General features: G+C 55.7%; 14 protein-coding genes and 3 pseudogenes. 6 read left to right on the top strand and 11 right to left on the bottom strand.

Annotated elements, in window-relative coordinates; translation table 11 throughout:
- Positions 1 to 216 precede the first annotated feature (216 nt).
- The 3 genes and pseudogenes from EN932_RS01070 to EN932_RS01060 all read left to right on the top strand — a co-directional run.
- Entirely contained in the window at positions 217 to 1,485 is a 1,269-nt protein-coding gene (locus tag EN932_RS01070) for an acetyl-CoA carboxylase biotin carboxylase subunit family protein (RefSeq protein ID WP_082826583.1), read from the top strand.
- Between the two features lie 81 nt (positions 1,486 to 1,566).
- Complete coding sequence (locus EN932_RS01065) at positions 1,567 to 2,736, top strand: Xaa-Pro peptidase family protein (RefSeq protein WP_063169356.1); 1,170 nt, start codon at positions 1,567 to 1,569, stop codon at positions 2,734 to 2,736.
- Positions 2,737 to 2,853: 117 nt separating this feature from the next.
- A pseudogene (locus EN932_RS01060) lies at positions 2,854 to 3,084 on the top strand (IS3 family transposase); the annotation flags it as partial.
- 142 nt (positions 3,085 to 3,226) lie between these two features.
- On the opposite strand, the gene EN932_RS01055 reads toward EN932_RS01060, so the two are convergent.
- Both EN932_RS01055 and EN932_RS01050 read right to left on the bottom strand, forming a co-directional pair.
- On the bottom strand, positions 3,227 to 3,667 hold the full coding sequence (locus tag EN932_RS01055; protein WP_158515807.1) for a GNAT family N-acetyltransferase: 441 nt from the start codon (positions 3,665 to 3,667) through the stop codon (positions 3,227 to 3,229).
- Between the two features lie 476 nt (positions 3,668 to 4,143).
- Positions 4,144 to 5,073 carry a 2-oxoglutarate and iron-dependent oxygenase domain-containing protein gene (locus EN932_RS01050; protein ID WP_063170383.1) on the bottom strand — a complete coding sequence of 310 codons (930 nt, stop codon included), beginning with the start codon at positions 5,071 to 5,073 and terminating at the stop codon, positions 4,144 to 4,146.
- A 456-nt stretch (positions 5,074 to 5,529) separates the two neighbouring features.
- Between EN932_RS01050 and EN932_RS38655 the strand changes: the two are divergent.
- Positions 5,530 to 5,673, top strand: a pseudogene (locus tag EN932_RS38655) (transposase); the annotation flags it as partial.
- An 81-nt stretch (positions 5,674 to 5,754) separates the two neighbouring features.
- Here EN932_RS38655 and EN932_RS01045 read toward each other — a convergent pair.
- The 7 genes from EN932_RS01045 to EN932_RS01015 form a co-directional block, all read right to left on the bottom strand.
- Positions 5,755 to 7,485 (bottom strand): GMC family oxidoreductase N-terminal domain-containing protein, encoded by a 1,731-nt coding sequence (locus EN932_RS01045; protein WP_224571100.1) that lies wholly within the window; start codon positions 7,483 to 7,485, stop codon positions 5,755 to 5,757.
- A 282-nt stretch (positions 7,486 to 7,767) separates the two neighbouring features.
- Positions 7,768 to 8,334 carry a GNAT family N-acetyltransferase gene (locus EN932_RS01040; RefSeq protein WP_158515808.1) on the bottom strand — a complete coding sequence of 189 codons (567 nt, stop codon included), beginning with the start codon at positions 8,332 to 8,334 and terminating at the stop codon, positions 7,768 to 7,770.
- Positions 8,335 to 8,724: 390 nt separating this feature from the next.
- Positions 8,725 to 10,554: an IucA/IucC family siderophore biosynthesis protein gene (locus tag EN932_RS01035; protein WP_063169359.1), complete on the bottom strand. Its 1,830-nt coding sequence runs from the start codon at positions 10,552 to 10,554 to the stop codon at positions 8,725 to 8,727.
- A gap of 463 nt (positions 10,555 to 11,017) precedes the next feature.
- Positions 11,018 to 12,319 (bottom strand): diaminobutyrate--2-oxoglutarate transaminase, encoded by a 1,302-nt coding sequence (gene ectB / locus EN932_RS01030; protein ID WP_063169360.1) that lies wholly within the window; start codon positions 12,317 to 12,319, stop codon positions 11,018 to 11,020.
- A 166-nt stretch (positions 12,320 to 12,485) separates the two neighbouring features.
- Complete coding sequence (locus EN932_RS01025) at positions 12,486 to 13,325, bottom strand: hypothetical protein (protein ID WP_063169361.1); 840 nt, start codon at positions 13,323 to 13,325, stop codon at positions 12,486 to 12,488.
- On the bottom strand, positions 13,318 to 14,574 hold the full coding sequence (gene ectB / locus EN932_RS01020) for a diaminobutyrate--2-oxoglutarate transaminase (RefSeq protein WP_063169362.1): 1,257 nt from the start codon (positions 14,572 to 14,574) through the stop codon (positions 13,318 to 13,320). Before ectB (EN932_RS01020) ends, EN932_RS01025 begins: the two co-directional genes overlap by 8 nt.
- A 1,064-nt stretch (positions 14,575 to 15,638) precedes the next feature.
- Positions 15,639 to 16,355, bottom strand: a complete 717-nt coding sequence (locus EN932_RS01015) for an SPASM domain-containing protein (protein ID WP_224571099.1) — start codon at positions 16,353 to 16,355, stop codon at positions 15,639 to 15,641.
- 719 nt (positions 16,356 to 17,074) lie between these two features.
- On the opposite strand from EN932_RS01015, the pseudogene EN932_RS01010 reads away from it, so the two are divergent.
- Positions 17,075 to 17,310, top strand: a pseudogene (locus tag EN932_RS01010) (transposase); the annotation flags it as partial.
- 16 nt (positions 17,311 to 17,326) lie between these two features.
- Here EN932_RS01010 and EN932_RS01005 read toward each other — a convergent pair.
- On the bottom strand, positions 17,327 to 18,073 hold the full coding sequence (locus EN932_RS01005) for a LuxR family transcriptional regulator (RefSeq protein WP_063169365.1): 747 nt from the start codon (positions 18,071 to 18,073) through the stop codon (positions 17,327 to 17,329).
- Positions 18,074 to 18,427: 354 nt separating this feature from the next.
- Positions 18,428 to 18,730, bottom strand: a complete 303-nt coding sequence (locus EN932_RS37850; protein WP_127262113.1) for a hypothetical protein — start codon at positions 18,728 to 18,730, stop codon at positions 18,428 to 18,430.
- On the opposite strand from EN932_RS37850, the gene EN932_RS01000 reads away from it, so the two are divergent.
- Positions 18,710 to 20,512: an ABC transporter ATP-binding protein gene (locus EN932_RS01000; RefSeq protein WP_063169366.1), complete on the top strand. Its 1,803-nt coding sequence runs from the start codon at positions 18,710 to 18,712 to the stop codon at positions 20,510 to 20,512. The two genes, EN932_RS37850 and EN932_RS01000, sit on opposite strands and share 21 nt — an antisense overlap.
- The last annotated feature ends 227 nt before the right edge of the window (positions 20,513 to 20,739 follow it).

The raw sequence follows: 20,739 nt of genomic DNA, 5'->3' as shown, positions 1-20,739 counted from the left end.
GCCACTATTCGGTCAGTTGCCATCAAGCCCAATCGGTTCTGCCCAGATCTGGGAAGACGATTTTGCTGCGCCAAAGGCAACTTCAGCTTCAGCCAGCGGCTGCGGGTAGAGGCGACCAATTTCACGGAATGTTTGGCCTTGGATCGTTGTCTTTAAGTCTGAGGTCCACGATGGCAAAACGACCTATCGACAAAAACGCAGAGTGGAGAACAGCCAATGTCAAGGAAAGCTCTCATCCTGGTTGAAGGCCATGCAAGAGGTAATGGAATACGATACATCCACGCGGCCCGGCGTCTTGGCTTTCATCCAATTACACTATCAGTTGATCCAACACAGTACGAGTATCTTGCGGCGGAAAGAAGCGAGGCAATCCGTGTCGATACAACCAATCTTGATACCTTGATTCGCGAATGTTCCAGGCTGCGTGAGACCAATGACATCGCTGGTATCACGGGCTTCTCGGGCATCGACGAGTCGGTCTATGCAACCGTTGGCAAACTATGTCGGCATTTCGACTTACCGGGACCCAACCCCGAATTGATTGAACGATGCTGTGACAAATTCTCTCAGCGCCAGCTACTTGCGGAAGCCGGAGTTCCGATACCCGCTTATCGCATGGCGCTGAATGTGGCAGAAGTAGAAAGCGCTGTCGCGGAGATCGGCTTTCCCGTAATTGTTAAGCCGGCAATCGGCAGCGGTAGCATCGGTGTCCGATTGTGCCGCAACGCCGATGAGTTAGCTGACCACACGACCTATCTGTTGGGTGGGAAGCACATCTGGCCGTCTTCGCCGAGGATATTGGTTGAGGAATTCGCGCGCGGCCCTTTTTATAGCGTGGAGATAATGGGCAATGAGGTTATTGGGATTGTCGCCGTTGATTTCGGCCCCCCACCGCATTTCGTCTTCCGTGAAACGACCTTCCCGGCCCCGCTTGCGGAAGACGATCATGACCGTATCGTTGATGTTTCGCTGAGGTGCTTGCAAGCTCTTGGCCTTAATTGGGGGCCAACGAACATCGAGCTCCGGTTGACTAATCATGGCCCGGTTGTAATCGAAGTGAATCCGCGTCTTGCTGGTGCGCTTGAGCCTGAACTGGTCCAACTGGCGAGCGGTGTCGATCTGGTCACCGAGCACATCAAGCTTGTCGTCGGCGAGGAATGGGATTTGCGCAGAAGGCATTTGCAGACCGCAGCCGCGCGGTTCCTAGTTGCTGATTGCGACGGCACCCTCGATTGGATCGATGGCGGCAGTCAGGCGATCGCGGTACCAGGTGTCGCTGAAATCAAATTGTATGTTGAACCCAACGCGCCGATCTTCAGGAAAGGCGATTTTCGAGACTGGATAGGACATGTCGTCGCCGTTTCACCCAGCCTTGCTCAGACCGAAGCGATACTCCAACGAGCTGTCGACTTAATCGCTTGGTCTATCACACCGCCGTCGGGCGAACAGGAGCGATCTGCAGCCCCACGACTCCCCCCCAACTGAGAGGTGATCCGTCGCCAGCATAAGAACTCTTACCCGCAATAGCTCGCCTTGTTGTCAAAAGCATAGCTGGAGTTCAAACTTATGAATATATCCAAGGGACCCCAGGCATTCCCTAGAAGTGAATACCTTCGCCGGCTCGGCTCGGTGAAGTTCGAAATGGGTCGGTGCGATATCGACGCGCTCGTCGTTTCCGACCAACATAACATTACCTATCTCACGGGGTACACCGCGCTATCAGCCTATGTTCCTCAGGCCGTTGTGGTTTCGATACGAGAAGAGGAACCGACGTTCATTCTGCGCCGCTGTGATGCGCCGGCAGCCATTCATCAATGTTTTATGGAGCGCGACAAAATCGTCGCATACCCCGAAGCGTATATTGGAAATCCTGACAAGGATGGCTATGACGCGGTAGTCGATTACTTGGAGGACGTCGGCCTCGCGAGTCGAGGCATAGGAATCGAGCTATGCTGCCTTCCATCGCAATCGGCGAAAAAGTTTAGGATGCGCCTGCCTGGTGCCACGATCGTCGATGCTACTAAGGCGGTCACTTGGAAAAGGCTCATCAAGTCAGATCTCGAGATAGCTGTAATGCGGGAGGCGGCGGCAATCTCAGACGCCGCGATTCGACGCGCTGCTGAGGTAATACGCCCCGGGGTGCGTGAAGCAGACGCGTGCGCGGAAATTGTGGCAACGTTGGTGCGCGGCGCAAACGGTAAGCCAGGAAGCGGGATCGAGGGAATAAGTTTGTGTTCATCACCGCGAACGGGAACGTGCCACATTCCGTGGAGCGAGGACGTTTTTCGCTATGGATCGCAGGTGAATCTCGAAATCGGCGGTGCGCGATATGGTTACTGTGCTGGGCTTATGCGCACTTACACGATCGGCTCACCCTCCGATCGTCTACGTCGCGTGCATGAGATCCAAGTCGCCGGCCTTGAGGTCGCTCTTGATGCGATACGGCCAGGAGCGACTTGCAGCGATGTTGCCAACGCCTTCAATCGCAGCATCGAGAAGCGGGGCCTCAAAAAGGAGACGCGTTGCGGCTATGCACACGGCATTGGTTGGTTGGAGCCGACCGCAAGCCTTAAGGATGGCGATATGACAGAGTTGCTACCAAACATGACCTTTCACCTGATGTTAGGTAATTGGATCGAGGAGGATTTTGGATACGTCATCAGCGAAACGTTCCGTGTCACAGACTCCGGCGTCGAGGTACTGACCACTGCTCCCCGGAAGATTTTTGAGATCTAAATTAGAATATGGCTTGTCATAACGACAGCGCGGACGTCCGGAATAGATCTTGCCGGTCGACGAGATGTCGCCTACCTTGTTGAAGTGCGGACGGCGAGCGGCGGTCGGCATGCGGGGCCGATCCGTGTCGAGGCGAAGCCGAACGCACGCTGGTCGCTGTACGACCAGTTCTCCTGCGGCCGATCAACTCGTCGACGACGTGACGCGCGAATGCCTTACGCGATTCCGGACACAGATCTCTGGTCGCCGCGTTGCTCGCGAACTGACGACCTGATCGCCCAGCGCGGCAAGCCCGGCATGATCGTCGCAGACCACCGCACGGAGTTTACCTCGAACACGGTCCTTGCCTGATCAATGGATCATCGCGCCGAAAATACATTCCGCTGCAAGCCCATGTGCGCAACATAAATGGCTGCACCTCTAGTCTACTCGCCACTGTTTAAAAGACTGGGGCAGGTCAATGCGCTTTCGTTACGACCTCAGAGCAAGTCTACAGGTCATAGTAGTAGGTAAGGTATGGACTCAATTTACCGATCTTGTCATAGAGCGCCCGCGCATGATAATTTGATCTGTCCGTATTCCAATAGATTCTCAGCCAGCCTTGGTCGCGACCGTAGGAGGCCAGATTCGTGAGCATGGCTTGGCCAATCCCCTGGCGCCGCGAAGACTCGTCGACATAGAGATCTGCGAGAAAACAGACCGGACGATCGCTAAGAGTATACGGGTGAATGACAAAGGTAGCAAAACCTATGGTAACGCCAGTTGCTGAGACCGCGATCAGCGCGTTAATCGGTTCGTCTGGGCGCTCGATGCGCCGCCAGATCCTATCTGTCGCCTGTTCTGATGAATTGAGACCTTGGTCGGCGCAATATGCGTACCAAAGGGACCGCCATGCATCGCGGTCGGCAGTGCCTGCGAGACGAATCTCCATGAGGGGCGGGCTCCGGCTGAGAATGGGCTCCAGGGCGCGAGGTGTTCGGCCTGAAAGGTTGACGGCTTGCGATAACTGCCACCGGCCCGCAAGACGTGCAGCACGCGACCGCCGGGTGTTATAAGATCTTTCCGCCTGTGACGGCGTCGTGGTCGCGCTGGAACTGGTTCCCGGGAGCTCGGTTCGCGATACGTCAAGCGCGAGTTGGGCGAGCGTTATCATGGGATCAAGTTCCCTCAGGTTTTCCCGCAGCACGTTTGCGACAGCGGTGCAGATCTAGTGCGATCTTTCCCTGCGACCACACGATGCAAACAATCTGACACCATAGGTGCATTCATCCCGAAGCGGGCTTCCGACCGCCGCGCTACACGCGCGACGGCGGGACAATCTAGCGGATGCGAGAGTTCTTCCAGCTTACCACGGAGATCTGCACCGCGTCGGCGCCATAATTGCGCATGCTTTAGAAAAGCAGACAATCATTGCAGTTCGCGCGCGCGTCCGGCGCCATTCCCAGTCACCCATATTGACTCAACGTTGCGCAGCATCATTTCTACAACACTAACTTGCTGCCCTTGTCGCGAAGTCAGGCGAGCGTCGATCTCGGGATAAATAAAGAAGGGCAGCGAAATTCGATCAGTCGGACCACTATGCACGACCTGGTGGGGCGTACTCTTGAAGCGGCCGTCGCTCAAGACCTGAAGGAGGTCGCCCAGATTGACTACGAGACTATCGGGCAGGCTCGGCACCGGCATCCATCGACCGCGGAACCACACCTGCAAGGAACGCAGGGGGAGTTCCTCTTGCAGCAGCAGCGTGAAGAAGCCATGATCCGTGTGCTTTGCGCAAGTGCCGCCGCGAGCTGGATACCGTATCACGCGTTGCCCAAGCGTCGGCGTGCTGAAATGGCGTTGGAACCATGCCTCTTCCATACCTATCAGGTCCGCCAGCGCATCCCCGATCTGGGGGACAATCCCGGCGAGCACGGTAGCCTGCAAAGCAAGCAGGTTTCTTGCGAAGCCAGGAGCCAAGGCTTCATCCGGAAGGCGCGTGCGGCCGGAGAACGGACGCCGGTCGCCTTCGTTCTCAATTCCGAGGTCGAATACCTCCTTTGGATCGAAGCCGGCCTCAGGATGTAGCATTTCGCCGTGTAAAGGACTGTATCCACGGGCGGCAGTGGGGTACACGTCCTGAAAGGCGTGCCCGTAGCGTTCCTTAACCGACTGTGGCAATGCGAAGAATCGCCGGGAAGCCTCAATGGCTTGCGCGATCTGTTCCCCGGGGATGCCGTGCTCGACAAGGTAGAAGAACCCGTATTCCTGGCATGCCATTTGCAGGCGCTGGCGCTCGTCACGTCGCGTTGCATCGTCTCTCAATTTCGAAAGTGAAATTTTCGGCAGCGTGGTCATAGTCAATCCCCTTTTTGGGCGCTTAAGTTGATTAGTGTTTGCCGCGGCTCTCAAAGTCGACAGTTCCTTGGATGTGGGCAACGCGCCGTCTCTTCCAATAATAACGAAAGTCGACATGATGTCCCATTCTAAGGCTAAGCCGATGGCTGGGCGGTGATTCCGTCTTAGCAATTGATCTCTAGCGCTTCCTGGTGAAGATAACAACGATTTGTATGTTAATATAGTTGTATATATTGTTACATCCGTCGCGGTTAGTTTAACATTATCACGGCCAAGATACTAAGAGCGATTTACAATTCTGAATTGCTTTATGACTTCCAGGCTCAATCCAGACCAGCGCCGACCTCCGGGTTTCATGGCAGGATCGGCCATCTCGAAGAGCTCTATGACGCGAGGTATCGCCAGCTACCTGAGCTCGTCCATCACACACGCCGTCCCGGACGATGGCCGAATGGCAGAAACCGACCGCTCGAAATTTTCCTATCCCATAGTCTTTTTCGACGCTATCCGGGTCGAGCGGTCAAGCTCAGGGACGAAGACTTCGTTCGCAAAAAAGCCATCTACATCGGGTTCGGCGTTCTGCCTGGCGGCACCAAGGAGCACATGAGCTGAGGAAGCGCTTGTCGACGTTATCCGCCGTCTCGACGAGACGACTAGCCGAGCAGCAAAGCAGGCAGCGATTTAGCTCCGTCTGCCGTCTCTCAAGGTTGTGTCGGCCAATTTCTCAGCCACCATAATCGTCGGAATGTTTGTGTTCGCCCGAGGGCAAAATGGCATGACGGAAGCGTCGGCGATCCTCAAACCCAAAATACCATGAACGCGTCCCGACGGATCGGTCACAGCGCCAGGATCCGCGGCTGCCCCCATCCTGCAGGTCGACGTCGGATGCCAACTTGGGATGACGTTCTGGCGAATATACCGATCCAGATGTTTCTCGTCGTTGACGAGATCGGAAATGCTATCCCCATCCGTTATGACGCGCCTAATCAGCCCACGGCGCAGCCGCGGCGACGCGTCCATGAGCAGCGCCAGAAATGACGTGAGTGCATAGTTTGTGCTTGTGACCTTGCTCACCAGCTTCGCTCGCGCATTCAACGCTGACGGAAACGGGTCCAGCGCCACAGAGGACAGAGAATCTTGCTGCAGCAGGCGGACTATGAAGCGAAAGCCCTGCTTGAGGCGCTCGGCGTCCCGCTTGTCGCTCAACCAGTTGAAATCGACCTCCGGCTCTATTTTATGCGAACTACCCTTGAGCGCCACAGTTCCCGTCGAGTAGCTGCGATTGACCCACACGGCGAGAGTGCCGAGGCGCCTCCCCAGCGGGTGCCAGGATGATTTGGCAACAGTCGATATTGCCATATCGGTCGACGGGCAGCCTTCGTAACCCGACGAGTAGCGGGCGTGCATCTGAATATATTCGCTCACGCCGGGTGACAAGCGATCGGCCGGCTTCAAATAGGCCGAAACGCAAATCGTGGGGTGTTCCTGAAGATTCTGGCCCACACCTTTCAAATCTGCAACGATAGGGATTCCGAATTGTACTAATTCCTTCGCGGGGCCGATCCCGGAGCGCATCAATATGGCGGGTGAATGGAGTGCTCCTGCGCACAGGATAACGCAAGAAGCGCTATACGATTGCACGCCCGATTTGTTCTCCGTCTCGACCCCCGTTACCGTTGTTCCCAAAAAGGTCAGCCGCGCAACTGTCGTTTCGGATAAAATCGTTAGATTGCGGCGAGAGCGGACGGTTTCGGGTAAGTACGCCATCGCGGAGGAGACCCGATGACCATTGCGGTTGGTCAATGGGACAACTGAATAGCCATCACCGAATGCACCATTGAAGTCTGGCCTGAAATGAAGCCCCAAAGCATCGTAAGCATCGGAGATTGCCCGGATGAAGCCCGACCAGTCTGATTGGCGCACACGTTTGATTGGCAAGGGGCCGTTCGTGCCATGAAATTCCCCGCCGAAATCCAAATCGCATTCTAGACGACGGAAGTAGGGCAGCACGTCTTCCCAACCCCAGCCCGTTGCACCGCTTGAGGCCCACTCATCGTAATCTCCGGGCCCGCCGCGGTTGGCGACTTGGGCATTGATGCTGGAGCCGCCACCCATGACGCGCGCCTGTTCGTAATGGACAGGCTTGCGGCCACCTCGCACCGTTGTCGCGTGGAGTGACTGCCATCGATAACCGGGATTAAGGTAAGCACGCGTTGGGTCGCCATCCTGGATGTCGTCAGGAATGGCATTCGGCGGCGTATCAGGGCCAGCTTCAATGAGCAGCACGCGAGCGCCATAGGCGGAGAGCCTGCTCGCCATCACGCATCCAGAGGAGCCACCACCCACGACGATATAATCGAAAACCACGCAACTCCCCATCAAGGTACCAAGTGTGATGGGCTTCTTCAGCAAAGCGCTCCTCCTACCGCCTGAGATATGGTCACTTACGGCGCGGCAGCTCCACATCATGCCGTCTGTAACGGAGCGATTTGATCGCCAAATCGGTCGAGGGCATGCCCGAAGCGAGACCGAGCGACCCATCTGAACTATCTCTGAACCGACAAGCTCTCAATTCCAGGGCACATGCATCTCCGGACACGCCGGTGCGTCGGTGTGAATGATTGCAAGTTCGTAGGGCGAGAGCAGCGCTCGCCTACGGTTTCTTGCATCACCGTCTTCCGAGAAACAATGATACTAACAAGAGATAACGACGACTTTTTCGATTTTTACAGCAGTCAAGACTGTCACTTCAAAATATCGCATAACTACGTTATTGTAGACCCGGTCTCTTACATAGCGAAGGCCTACTTTCGGTGCTTTCCGAAGCGAACGCGTGTTCGTTGGGCGAATGAATGAAGTGACCTTCTCGAGCGTTAGGTTCTCGAAAGCAAACTGGATCGCTGCCCTGCCGGCCTCTGCGGCGATCCCCTTACCGGAAGACGCAAGGTGGAGGCACGATACGGTTTCCACATTAGTGGGATCTTCGGGCAGATACGGGCCACTGTACATCAATCCACAGTAGCCTGCGAATTTTCCGACTTGGCCTTCGCCTTTTACGAACACCATCCATAAGCCGAAACCATTGCTCTGCCAATGATGGATGAACTGTTGTAGTTTAGCTTTCGATTGCTCTCGGGTCGGATAGACTCCATCCCACATGGCATTTACCACAAATGGATCGCTATGAAGCTCATGTAGAAGAAGCTCGTCGCTATGCGACGGTGGCCTTAGGATTAGGCGCGGCGTTTCTAGAATGTACATGAGAAGCTCCCTTCTAGCCATAAGTTAGAGCCGCACTTACCTCCAACGCGGCCATGATCTCCTAGCATGAGCGTCAAGGCCGCAGTGCTTGATTGAAGGCGTTCGACGAGGTTTATGCTTAAGGTAGCGAGGTCTACACAAATCAAGCTTTGGGCGCCTAACCGTGTCAGTGTTGACGGCACCTGGAAAGCCGGCCCGAAGGCGATAAAAAAATTAGGCGCCTCCTTTCAGAATGGAAGCAGGCGACGCGCTGGTGAGCGGGCGCCTGATACGCGCAACATGCTGCGGCGGCGTTTACGCAAGGGGTTGCTTACCCCAAGGGGGGGGTATGGTATTGGCCCAAAACCGGCTAACTACATTGTTCATTTAAAATACGCGCCTCCTTCAAGCTTAACCTGCACTGGTCACTTTGCGAATGCCCGCCAGTGGGTTCTTCAGCGTGCCGACGGTGTGCAGGTATTCTCCCGGATCACCGAAGTCCACCATTTGCTGGTTTTTTTGTATCTGCAGTCGATTCATACATCGTCGCAGAAATTCTGGAGCGAATAGGTCATGCTGCCTGTATTTTTCGTCATATTCCGGATGTTTCGTCTGGTAGCCAAGGATGGACTCGCTTACGAGCTGCCAGAAGTGTGTCGACGGAAAATCAAGATGTTCTTCGAGTGTTACAGCCAAGTAACGAAAGAAGCAGTCGAAAACGTCGGTGAAAATGAAGTCGTGCTTCATGTCGCGATTTACTTGAATGCAGATCCTCTTAATCTCCTCCGGCACGTTGAGATCTCCGCCTAGAATACGAAGCTCCTCGCCAATGTCTTTCATGATAACTCGCGTCGGAGCGTGATCTTTCATAACTAGAATTATATTTTCTCCATGTGCCATAAACGCTAGATCGTAAGCATAAAAGCAGTGGAGAAGCGGCGCCAGATAAGATTCAAAATAGCGGCGTAGCCAAGCGGCGGCGTCTAACCCCGAGGCATTGATGAGGGCTGTCACGAGTGCTTCACCATTGTAATCGACATGAAGCAGCGACGCCATTGTCATCAGACGTTCCCCTTCTTTCAACTGCCGAAGGGGGCTTTCCCTCCACAGCGCAGAAAGCATCTGCTTGTAAGGGGAGTCCTTCTTGAGGGCGGTGTTGAAACAACGATTGCGATAGCCAATCGTCGCGACCTCGCGAAGGATGCTGAAGCCGTTGGCGGCTAAATAGGAGTCACTGTCGAGCAAATTCTTCAACCATTCGTTGATGGCGGGCGTCGCCAGCATGTGTGTCGGTGACAAGCCGCGCATAAACCCCATGTTAAGTATCGACAGCGCCGTTTTCACGTACCGTTTATGCGGATCGCTTATATTGAAAAGTGTGCGGATCGATTGCTGGGCATGATATATGTCCTTCCCCTGGCCTAGGCAGACAATGTGCCGGTTGGCGATATCCGCCGCGAAGATAGTTGAGAGCCGATTGAACCATTGCCAAGGATGCGCTGGCATATAGATGTAATCGGTCGAGTTTAGTCCCTTTTGACGCAACGCTGCGTCGAACTGTTCCAGCGCCTGTCGACCGAGTTCCTCGTGCATGAGAAGGTCGTAGTCGAGCGTTGAAATGGACTTAAACGTTGCCATTTCTTTATGGACGGCCAGCCATATGAGTCTTATCGAACTGCCCACCTCCGGCGCATAGCGACTATAGTCGAGCGCGTCAAAGCCAATGCGACCGTTATTCGCGATAAAGGTCGGGTGGCCCTCCGTCATGCCAGCCTCAACGATCTGGTAATCGGCAAAAGCCAGTTCTGCGGCGGATATCTCTGTTTTGGCCTGCTTGTACGCGCTGCCATACAGCGTGCTGCTGATCTCCTGCAGGTAAACCGGCATCATCTCTTCCTTTATGCCAAGATGGCGGCTGAACTCAATAACAAAATCAAGCGCATCCAGGGGGGCCGGCCTGCCCTCAATCCTTTTCTCCAGAGAGCCGGCGTCCACTTGCCAGTGATCTAGCAGGAGGCGCCGAGCCTGGAACCAATACTCCAACCCAGGGGTCTCGCTTTCCAGCACATACTTCCCCCAGTCGCCTTCCATTCGCTGGAGTCGAGGAGCAATTAGCAACTCGTGTGCAAATTCGCTGATTGCTTTACGGATAAGGAGCCGGTTGGCCTTTGCCCATAAATGCGGTTTCAAATGCTGCGTTACGCGTTCGGCTAGGCTTATCTCATCGTCTCGGGCTGTCATATCACTCACGATCTCAACTCCTTCAGAACGTAACGGTGTAAGGTTCGCGAACGCGCCTTACACTCGTCTCGCCAAACTTCGACGTCGCACAAAATCCGTTCTATTTTTCATCAGAAAGGATAAGAAATACCGGACCTCTTATACAAGTTAATTTCTAATGTGTTGTGTACCGTTCGTCTTCGCTCGTGATAAACCAGCAATATTACCATCTTACTTATATAATATATTAGAATACCGGTTTCACCGGCCCTGGACGTCGTCCTTCATCTTGCAACGAGCAAGAAGTGTGTATTGATTTGCACATGCCGTACTGTCGTTCGATCACGTCAAGCGGTCGGTGTCCATTGTTTGAGCTCTCCGAGTGTCCATTTTTGCTGTCCGTCTCCATACAATCGCATACGTCTAAAGCGGAATTTCCTTTGCTTGATAAGCCCAGACTGGGTAGGGGGGACTGAGTGAATGCCTACTCCGCTGAAATGCTGTCCTGCACCGCGCCAATGCTGTCGCGTACGATCGACAGACCACGGCGCAGTTCAGCCTCGGTTATGGTAAGGGCTGTCATGAACTTGAGCACCTCACCATACGAGCCAGCGATCTCGATCACCAAGCCGCGACGAAAAGCTTCCCGGGAAATGAGCCCCGGCAATGAGTGGTGCTTTGGTGATACGAGTCCATACATCAAGCCGCGGCCTCGGACATTCAGAGCAAGGCTGGGGAAGTCGTCTGCGATCGACTTGAGTTCTTGAGCCAAGATGGCTGATTTGCGAGCAATCTCATCTTCAAACTTGGAGTCGGACCAGTAAGTCTCAAGGGCCGCACGAGCAGTGACGAAAGCATAGTTGTTGCCCCTGAACGTGCCGGTGTGCGCACCCGGCGTCCAGACATCAAGTTCAGGCTTCATGAGGACAAGGGCCATAGGCGTTCCAATTGCAGACAACGACTTTGACAGGGTAACGATGTCCGGCACGATCTCAGCCGCCTCGAAACTGAAGAATTTCCCTGTGCGACCGACACCAGCCTGAATATCATCGAGGATCATCAGGATCTCGTGCCGAGAGGTCAGATCACGCAGCCGTTGCAGCCATTCAACGGTAGCAGCATTGACACCGCCTTCGCCCTGCACTGCTTCTAGGATCACCGCAGCGGGTTTGCCGAGACCACTGCTAGGATCATCGAGAAGCTTCTCGAAATACTCGATCGTGTCTGAAGCGCCGAGATAGCCCTCGTACGGCAACGATGTCACGTGCGCGAGGGGAAAGCCGACAGCATCTCGGAACTTCGTGTTTCCGGTTGCCGCCAACGCCCCAGCGCTGACTCCGTGAAACGAGTTCGTAAACGAAACGATGTTTGACCTGCCGGTCACTTGGCGAGCTAGCTTCAGAGCCGCCTCGACCGCGTTCGTACCTGTGGGGCCAGTAAATTGCAATTTATAAGACAGACCGCGGGGCTTCAAAATAAACTGCTCAAAAGCTTCGATGAAGGCCTTCTTGGCGGTCGTAGCAAGGTCGAGCCCGTGCACAATTCCGTCGCGCGCAATGTAGTCCAACAACGCCCGCGTGAAGGCTGGGTTGTTGTGCCCGTAATTCAAGGCTCCCGCGCCTCCCAAGAAGTCGATGTATTCCCGACCGTCTGTAGCTATGAGGGCAGTGCCGACGCCTCGATCGAACAGAACTGGGAACGCACGGACGTAGCTCCGCACCTCAGACTCAAGACGATCAAAGATCGCGAGGCTTACATCGTTTGTAGGAGTAAACTGCTTCTTCATAGGGCGAGTCCTGAATTGTAGCCTGCAAAGGCATCAGCCCAAACTGTCTGGCGAAGGCCATTTCAATCGGTTCGAGGTTCGGCTTGTATGACGGCAGCATGAGCAGTCACACGCCTGGCCACGCCAACTCACGGCCCAAGCCAGTCGATCGCTGCGAGGTCCAACGTCACGTCCACCAGAGAACAAGATCAGGCCGCGCAAATCCGAAAAAGCAATTCAGCACTAGGCGACGCTTTCCGTCGCCTAATTGACCGGTAACCCCGTGAACGAAGCCGCCATCGATTAGGGCGATATCCCCGGTTTTGAGCTCGAACTCGCGGCAAGGGACGGCTTCCAGATAGGCTGCCGAATAGGGATATCCAGTGGTCTCCACACCTTGCGATATCCGGTCCGCAACCGTCGGCTTGTGGCTCCAGAGCTTCAGATTGCCGCCTTCCTCAGGCATGCTGGGATAGAGGTTGAGCGCTGCGACCGTATTGTGCGCCACCGCAGAAAGCTCGTAATCATCGCCAGCACGTAAGACTTGAGCGACGTCGTCGTGGGGATCCAAGGAAAATGTGCCTGTGCCCGACCAACTGAGGCCGCGACAAACATTGGCCTGGCCGTGTTCGGAACGGGCTAGCCGCAATTCGATTCCCTGGTTGTGAAGCTCTCGCTTCAACGCCCTGAATACTGCTCGAACCGGGTCAACCAAATTCTTAAAAAGGGCATCGACGTACGGCCGCGCGTTTTCGGCGTCTGCGAAATAGGTGGCTGCATCCTTCCTGTAGTGAGATGCGCCGACATATTGTCCGGGCACACCATCTTTACGCTCTCTGAGACCAGAGCTTCCAATAAAGTTCGTAGTGATCTCCTCGGCTACTTCGGTGCTGAAAGCTTGCTTGATGTGCAGAGCGGTGAGCTCACCTTTCAGGACCGAGATGATCTCCGCCGTGTTGATCGACCCGGTCCGTTCTTTGATCGAAACCGGCGAGATGGCTGGCACTTGAGATATCTGACTAGGCATTGTCTTGCTCCTGTAGTGCGTGTTCAAGGATGGTGATGCCACGATCGAGTTCGGCATCGGTGATGGTTATCGGTGGGAGGACTTTGATAACGTCGCGATTTGGCCCCGAGGATTCGATAAGAAGGCCATTTTCGAATGCGACATCGTGCACGCGGCCGACAACTGCCGGTGAACGGCATTTCAGGCCGGCCATCAGACCGCGGCCGCGCTTCTGTTCGATGTATCTTGGAAATTTCGCAACCAGGCGATCGAGGTGCGTTTGCAGCCTGACGGCTGTCCGCTCGACACCTGCAGTAAATTTCCTATCCGACCACATCTTGCACATGGCTCCTGCCGTCACGAAGGCGAAATTGTTGCCTCTGAAGGTCCCGCTATGTTCTCCGGGCTTCCATATGTCCAAGTCGGGTCGAATCAGAACGATGGACAACGGACTACCTGAACCGCTTAGGGACTTGGAAAGACACACAATATCCGGTTCGATTTTCGCGGACTCGAATGAGAAGAAATCGCCAGTTCGGCCCGCACCCGCCTGAATATCGTCGACGATAAAAACAATGCCGTGCGTACGGCAAATGCGCTGAATTTCCGTGAGCCAAGCTGCGGATGCGGCGTTCATGCCGCCTTCGGCCTGGATGGTCTCCAGAATGATTGCGGCAGGCTTTTCTATGCCGCTCCCCGGGTCGCTCAAAACGCTGTCGATGTAACTGGCGGAATCGAAAGCTTGGCTCGGATAGCCGTCATAGGGAACACGGATCACATCGTGGCGAGCGACGCCTCCCAGTTCCCTGGTTGAGGCCGAGCCCGACACCGCTAGAGAGCCGAGCGACATGCCGTGGAACGCATTCGTAAAGGCCATGACGCTCGAGCGGCCGGTGTATTTTCGCGCCAGCGCCAGCGCCGCTTCGTTGGCGTTCGTGCCGGTCGGCCCGGGAAACTGAATCTTGTACGAAAGGCCTCTGGGTTTCAGGATCCAATCGACGAACCCTTCAATGAAGTCACGCTTTGCCGCCGTATGCATATCAAGCGACAGAAGAATGTTCTCACCGACGAGATATTCAATCGCTGGCGCCATAATATCCGGATTGTTGTGCCCGTAGTTGAGTGCGCCGGAACCCACCAGGAAATCGATAAAGGGCTTACCCGTCTCGTCCCAGATCGTCGCCCCAAGGGCCTTCGTAAAGACGGTGGGGAACGCCCGGCAATAACGACGAACGTTAGATTCATGAGCCGTGAAAGCGTCGGTGTCCATATCAAGTCCTCTGCACATAGTCTTTCAAAGAAGAGAGCTGTTTAATGGCTAGTGGTTTGCGGCAGATGTTCGTCGCTTAACGTTGAAGCAGAATGCCGGAGGCAGCTTTGTTTGGTCTGGGTTTGGTCTGGTGATGCCGGCATCCTCATCAAATATTGTTGGGTTGCGTTGCCCTCCATTCGGATGCTTTCGAATGTGCTGCAACAGGATGGCTTCTAAAGCTTCCGCGAAAGCATCGCTACTATGGCATCAGGTAGTTGACGTACCCACCCTTCGCTGCCCATAGCGCTCCGGACAAATGAATGAGTCCAAGGAGATCAGCAGGGTCGCGTCGCCAGAGGTTGTGTCGCTCGGCGGTAGCGAAGCCGCTCGCGAGCGCGCTCCTCAATAGCGCCGTAGCGAGCGAGCGGCTTCGCGGCGGTCATCAATATTCGCCGTTCAACCTCGGGCTGCGGACACCAACCTGATTCAAGAAACTATTTGATGACCGATGACACAGCGAAAGCCACGCTCTCTTTGAGAAGAATGCGGATTCCGATCTCTTGCGCGATGACTGGCCCGAGCCGCCGGATCAAGAGGGCGGGGCCGCCGTGGACCCCCTTGACGGAAAGCCCGTTCGTAGGCCAGGCGGAAGCAACCGGGAGACGCGCTGGCGAAGGGCCGCATCGGTTTCGAGAACGTCCACTACCGCGACGGCAACCATCCCCGGCCGCAGCTGGGCTGCTGCCTTCAGGCGAGTCGAAAAGGAGATCGTCCGGGAGGGTGAAGGCGTTGACGAGGTGAGCCGTGAGTAAGCAATCAAGCTCTGATCGGGATCGACTAACACTGTTTCCATCCGACCGATGGTTGACCTGTGATCGGCGTTACCTCAAGCTAGGCAGGCCGACAAGCTCGGTTGGAAGGCGAAGACCTTTCGATGAGCTCGTCTCCGAAATGCTCGAGGCCCACTGCCGCGCCTACAGGAACATACTGGCGTAACGTGAAAACACGATGGCGTCGCGGGCAGGTGCATCTGTCGTGGGGCCATCCGCACTGCCAGGCACGCCCTCTCGGCCGGCATGCACTCAGGTCCGGTCGTTTGGGTCGGCGAATTCACACATCCTGCAAAGCAGAAAACCATCTGCTCCATTCATGCGGTCGACGATTTCGCGAAAAACTGGCTTTTCAAACAGAGCGGAGTAACCCTCATATAGAAGGTTGCCCAATACGTGACGCCGTTCAAAATCCATAGAGCACAGGGTAACGTCGCCGTTTGGAAGAAGAACATTCCGATACTGTCGTGCGTCCACGCAGGTTAGGGCTCCGACCACTGGCTGACGTGGTGCAACGATCTTAGGGTCGACGCTTCCACCCCTACTGCTCACCGGCCGCGCTTTTATCAGGGCTTCGGTAGGAATAATGTCGGCTATATCTGGGTGGGGCTCGCCCAAGGCCACGAATCGGATCAAGGGGATGTCCGCGTCGACGAGTTGACGAACCAGATCGCGATACTTGTCTCCGACCAGGCGGCTGTTCATGTAGGTGCCGTCATCGAAAACATGGACCACGAATACGCCCAAGCGCAAGGCTTGCAATCGCTGCAGGTCCTGCCCGTTCATTCCCACCAGCGTCGTAAAAATCCTGATGCCATGGCCTTTGGCGAAGGCGTGCTCCACCATTTCGGTACAGTCCGGATTGAGCCAAGGTTCGGAGTATCCCGCAAAACCAATGTCGACGGAAGTCGGTACGCGGGCCAGACACCGCTTGAAATCTTCAAGATCCAGATGACTCGCATGAGACACTTTTCTTTGCCGGACCGCGAACTTGTCCTGGGGACAATATGAACATCCTACGACGCATCCCGTGGTCGTCGTTATCTCCAAAACCCTGCCGGCTGTGTTTGCTGAGCGAAGTTCCGGTAAAATCACTGGTGATTACTCCCATCTACTTCCTGCGAAGCGCCACGATGGTGTGCGTGTGCCTTTGGCTTTCTGATACCGCCTGCTGATCTACCGAGGCAACGCAGACATCTACCCTTTTTGGCAGCCTAAGCCGCCCGGTTCACCGATTTGCCGGGCCGACCCTTCACAAACTTCCAGCGCGTCGGACCAGAGACAGCATTGCATCTTTCGAGGCATCACTCGCTCCGGAGATGTAGCCTCAACCGTTGGTCGCTGGCCCGTCGCCGAGATGCGCGCGCAGCACCCTCGAACCCGCCGGAGAGAAGCTTTCTGGATGCCGTCGATCATCCTTCATCGAGCGAGTTCCGTGTTCTCATGCGGGTCAGCCCTCACACTATATTGCCGCACATCGACCAGCAAAGGCCGAGCTAGTGCGCCTGGCGCGCAGTTACTGCGAGATAGGCTTCGAAAAGCCCGACAGGGCTAAGACGCTCCGCTGTATTGAACCCGAAATGTTTTCTGACAGCTGTCAGATTTTGGACACACATCACTCATCGTCAGTCGCTTAATACGGATGGTAATTTCTTCCAGGAATCGGTGACATTGAACACCACCCTGTCATGACCGCCCAATCTCAGCGAAGCGAACTCAGCATCGCCACCAGGACCAAGCCTGAAGATAAATCCGCCGTAGCAGCGTCAACGACATTTTGCTTTCGAAGCCGGATGGATTGCACGAGGTGATTCGCGCCGTGATGCAGGAGGTGCTCGAGGCCGAGATGGACGAGGCGCTGGGTGCTTCGAAGAGCGAGCGCACGCCGGAGCGTCTCGGCTATCACGCGCGCTACTACGGGCGGAGAACTAGCTGCGCACCTACGGCGGTTGGATAATCCCAAGGTTCAAAGCTTTTACAACAGCTACCGTTCTGCTGGTCGCATCCAACTTCCGCATTACATTTTTTAAATGGAAATCTATCGTATTTCGTGATCTGCCTAAAATAGTTCCTATTTCCCAAGATGATTTTCCTTGTGACACCAAATCAATGCACTCTATTTCTCTCGGAGACAGGTTATGAGCTCGTTCCGACGCAGTCGTAGTGTCGAACTTCGTAACCATCCGATGAAACCGCAGCGCGGCCATTTGCAGGTAGGTGATCGCTCTATTCTGCAATTCGCAGTCCGAGGATTGAGCAAAACTCACAAACCTAAAGCTGCCACCAGGGCCATGTAATGGGACGGTAACGCCTGACCTCAAGCCGAATGTTGCTGCTTCGTCCAAGACGCGGCGTCCATCTTCAGTTATGTTTTCATCAGTATACACCTCGCTCCATCGAAAGGGTCCCGCCTCCTTTCGACCTTTCTTGATGAGGGGGTCTATTTTGGCATAGCCCATTCTCGAGTAGCGCTCCTGCCATTCAGCAGGATAATTCCACATCACCACAGAACCCTCCCGGTTCGGCTTGAAAGCCCTCTCTGATGCGAGCGGCCCATAGGCAATCCACGGGCAATCGAAATTCAGCGCAAACGCAGACAACAGTTCGAACAACTGTTCGGATTGAGCGACATCATCAGTCATCTTGAGGAATAGGTCTAACTCCACCGCAATCCGCCGGAGTTCCATGATGTCTCCTTCATTGCGTTCTCATTGGTGCACAGTTTGCTCCAACCCAGCCTCGCAACATCCGAAGTCAACGGGACTCGAGCCGGAGTTCCTTCCGCCACCTGGAGTACCCTCAAGAGTCGTGCCAGCTTGCGAGCGAAGCTTCTCCTTCAGGTCGTCAATCGACGGGGGAGGTACCCAGGAGGCGAACCGACAGCACTGTGTCGGGGAGCGCACAATCCGACAGTCGAGCATTCGATTGACGGAATATGGGCAGGAAAGTATTCGCGGCGCGCTTTTGAAATCAGCACCTAAGTGCCGGGCCTGAGAAAGCTGCATTGCAACTGTACTTATTTGATCGAGGCAAGAACAAGCTCAAAATTCAATCGATACATCGACCTTCTTTTCCAATCTCCCGAGTTGAGCAGCCGTAGCAATCGTATCGACTGGATGGCGGCTGACTTTCTCCAGGCTCGGTAACCTGCTGAATTTGTCCTTCGGATGTTCCCGCTCAGTTGGCACGACTTTTGAACTCACCGTCGTGAGGCGGCAAGAGCTGCCCGCCAAAATTGATGCTGTTATGGGGGAGGTCGAAATTCCAGTTTTGTCTTTTATCGTCTTTGGGACCGAGCGTGTTGATGCGCCCGCTTGGAAACTATGAGACGTTTCCCCGTCCATGGGCGCGGCGCCACTTGTCGCGACGTTTTCGCCTTCACTGTTCGCCTCTGGAACAGGCAGCCGGCCCGGCTCGCGATCATCATGACCGCGATGCTCGCCTCCACGCTGGCTGACGTGTTGATGCCGCTCTATTCTGGCCGACTCATCGACGCTGTTTCTCGTGCTGCTAATGCGGCAGCACCAGCTTCGGATTCAGCTGTTGCAGCATTCTCTGTACCGATTGCATTGGCACTCGGTGGCATTGCCATGCGCCACGTCGCCTTCATTGGCCTGAGCGACCTGGTGTTGAAAATGATTTCCGACGTCGCGACCGAAGCGTTCCATCATGTGCAGCGCTTTTCGACAGACTGGCATGCAAACAGCTTCGCCGGCTCGACAGTGCGCAAGATAACGCGCGGCATGTGGGCGCTCGACCTCCTCAACAGCACGATACTCGTCACGCTGCTCCCGTCGTTTGTCATCTTGATCGGCTCGACGGTGCTGCTCGGCTGGCACTGGCCGGTCATGGGCGTGATCTTTGCTTGCGGCTCTCTCGTCTACCTTGCGTTTTCGATTTCGCTGTCGCTCGGCTATGTCGCGCCAGCGGCGAGCCTTGCCAACCGATGGGACACAAGGCTCAGCGGCGCGCTTGCGGACGCGGTCAGTTGCAACGCTGTGGTCAAGGGCTTCGGCGCAGAGGTTCGCGAAGACGAGCGGCTTGCAAATATCATGACGAAATGGCGGCACCGCGCGCGCCGGAGCTGGGTGCGCGGAACGATCATCGGCTCAACCCAAGGCGTAACTTTGGTTGCGCTCAGGGTGGCGGTGGTCGGATATGCCCTGCTTCTGTGGTCGCATGGACAGGCAACGCCGGGCGAGATAGCATATGTTCTCACGTCCTTCATCGTCCTGCAGGGCTATCTGCGTGATGCCGGCATGCATGTCCGCAACGTGCAGCACTCGGTTAATGATATGGAAGAACTGGTGGCCATCCACAATCAGCAGGTGGATGTTGCCGATCGTCCAGAGGCCAAGCCGATCCGGATCACGAACGGCCGTATCGATTTCGAGAACGTCCACTTCCGCTACGCCAACCATCCCCTGCCGCTCTATAGCGAATGTTCGCTGTCGATTGAAGCTGGCGAAAGGGTTGGGTTGGTTGGACCCTCCGGTTCCGGCAAGACAACATTCGTGAAGCTGATCCAGAGACTCTACGACCTGAGCGGCGGCCGGATCCTGATAGACGGTCAGGACGTCTCGGAGGTGACCCAAGAGTCCCTTCGTTCGCAGATCGCGATCGTGCAGCAGGAGCCGATCCTGTTTCACAGGTCGCTTGCCGAGAACATCGCCTATGGCCGGCCTGGCGCGAGCCAGGCCGAGATCGAGCAAGCGGCACGACTGGCAAGTGCCCACGAATTCATCGCGCCCCTGCCGAAGGGCTATGGGACATTGGTCGGCGAAAGGGGTTTGAAGCTCTCCGGCGGCGAGCGCCAGCGCGTGGCGATCGCGCGCGCCTTCCTCGCGAACGCGCCGATCCTTATTCTGGACGAGGCCACATCGAGCCTCGATTCGGAATCCGAGGTGCTCATTCAACAAGCGGTGGATCGGTTGATGGTGGGCCGAACCACACTCGTCATCGCACACCGGCTGTCGACGGTCCGCTCGCTCGATCGGCTGCTCGTCTTCGACCGTGGCCGCATCATGGAGGACGGCGATCATGCCGCCCTGATCAATCTCGATGGTGGCATTTACCGCCGCCTCTTCGAACGGCAGGCGTTGGAACTCGCGAAGGGCCTGGCCTGATCGCTAAACCGGCTTGCGCGATGCGCCGAGCCGTTGCCGGAGAGGGGTGTGGCAGTGACGAGCGGCGGGCGTTAGGCGGCAAAACCAGCACGGCCGGAACTGTCCGCCAAACGGGCGAGCGGGAATGCACCACGTCTAAGCTTCGGCGAATGCGCGCAGTTACACGCGGGCACCGAATTGTCGCGCCTAACGGCGCACGCACCAAAAGGGCGGGAATGTCGACGGCC

This window comes from Mesorhizobium sp. M7A.F.Ca.US.002.01.1.1 (assembly GCF_004022955.1).
GTDB classification, from domain to species: Bacteria; Pseudomonadota; Alphaproteobacteria; order Rhizobiales; family Rhizobiaceae; genus Mesorhizobium; species Mesorhizobium ciceri.
The sequence above is the reverse complement of the archived record's forward strand: the minus strand, read 5'-3'. Positions and strand labels throughout refer to the sequence as shown.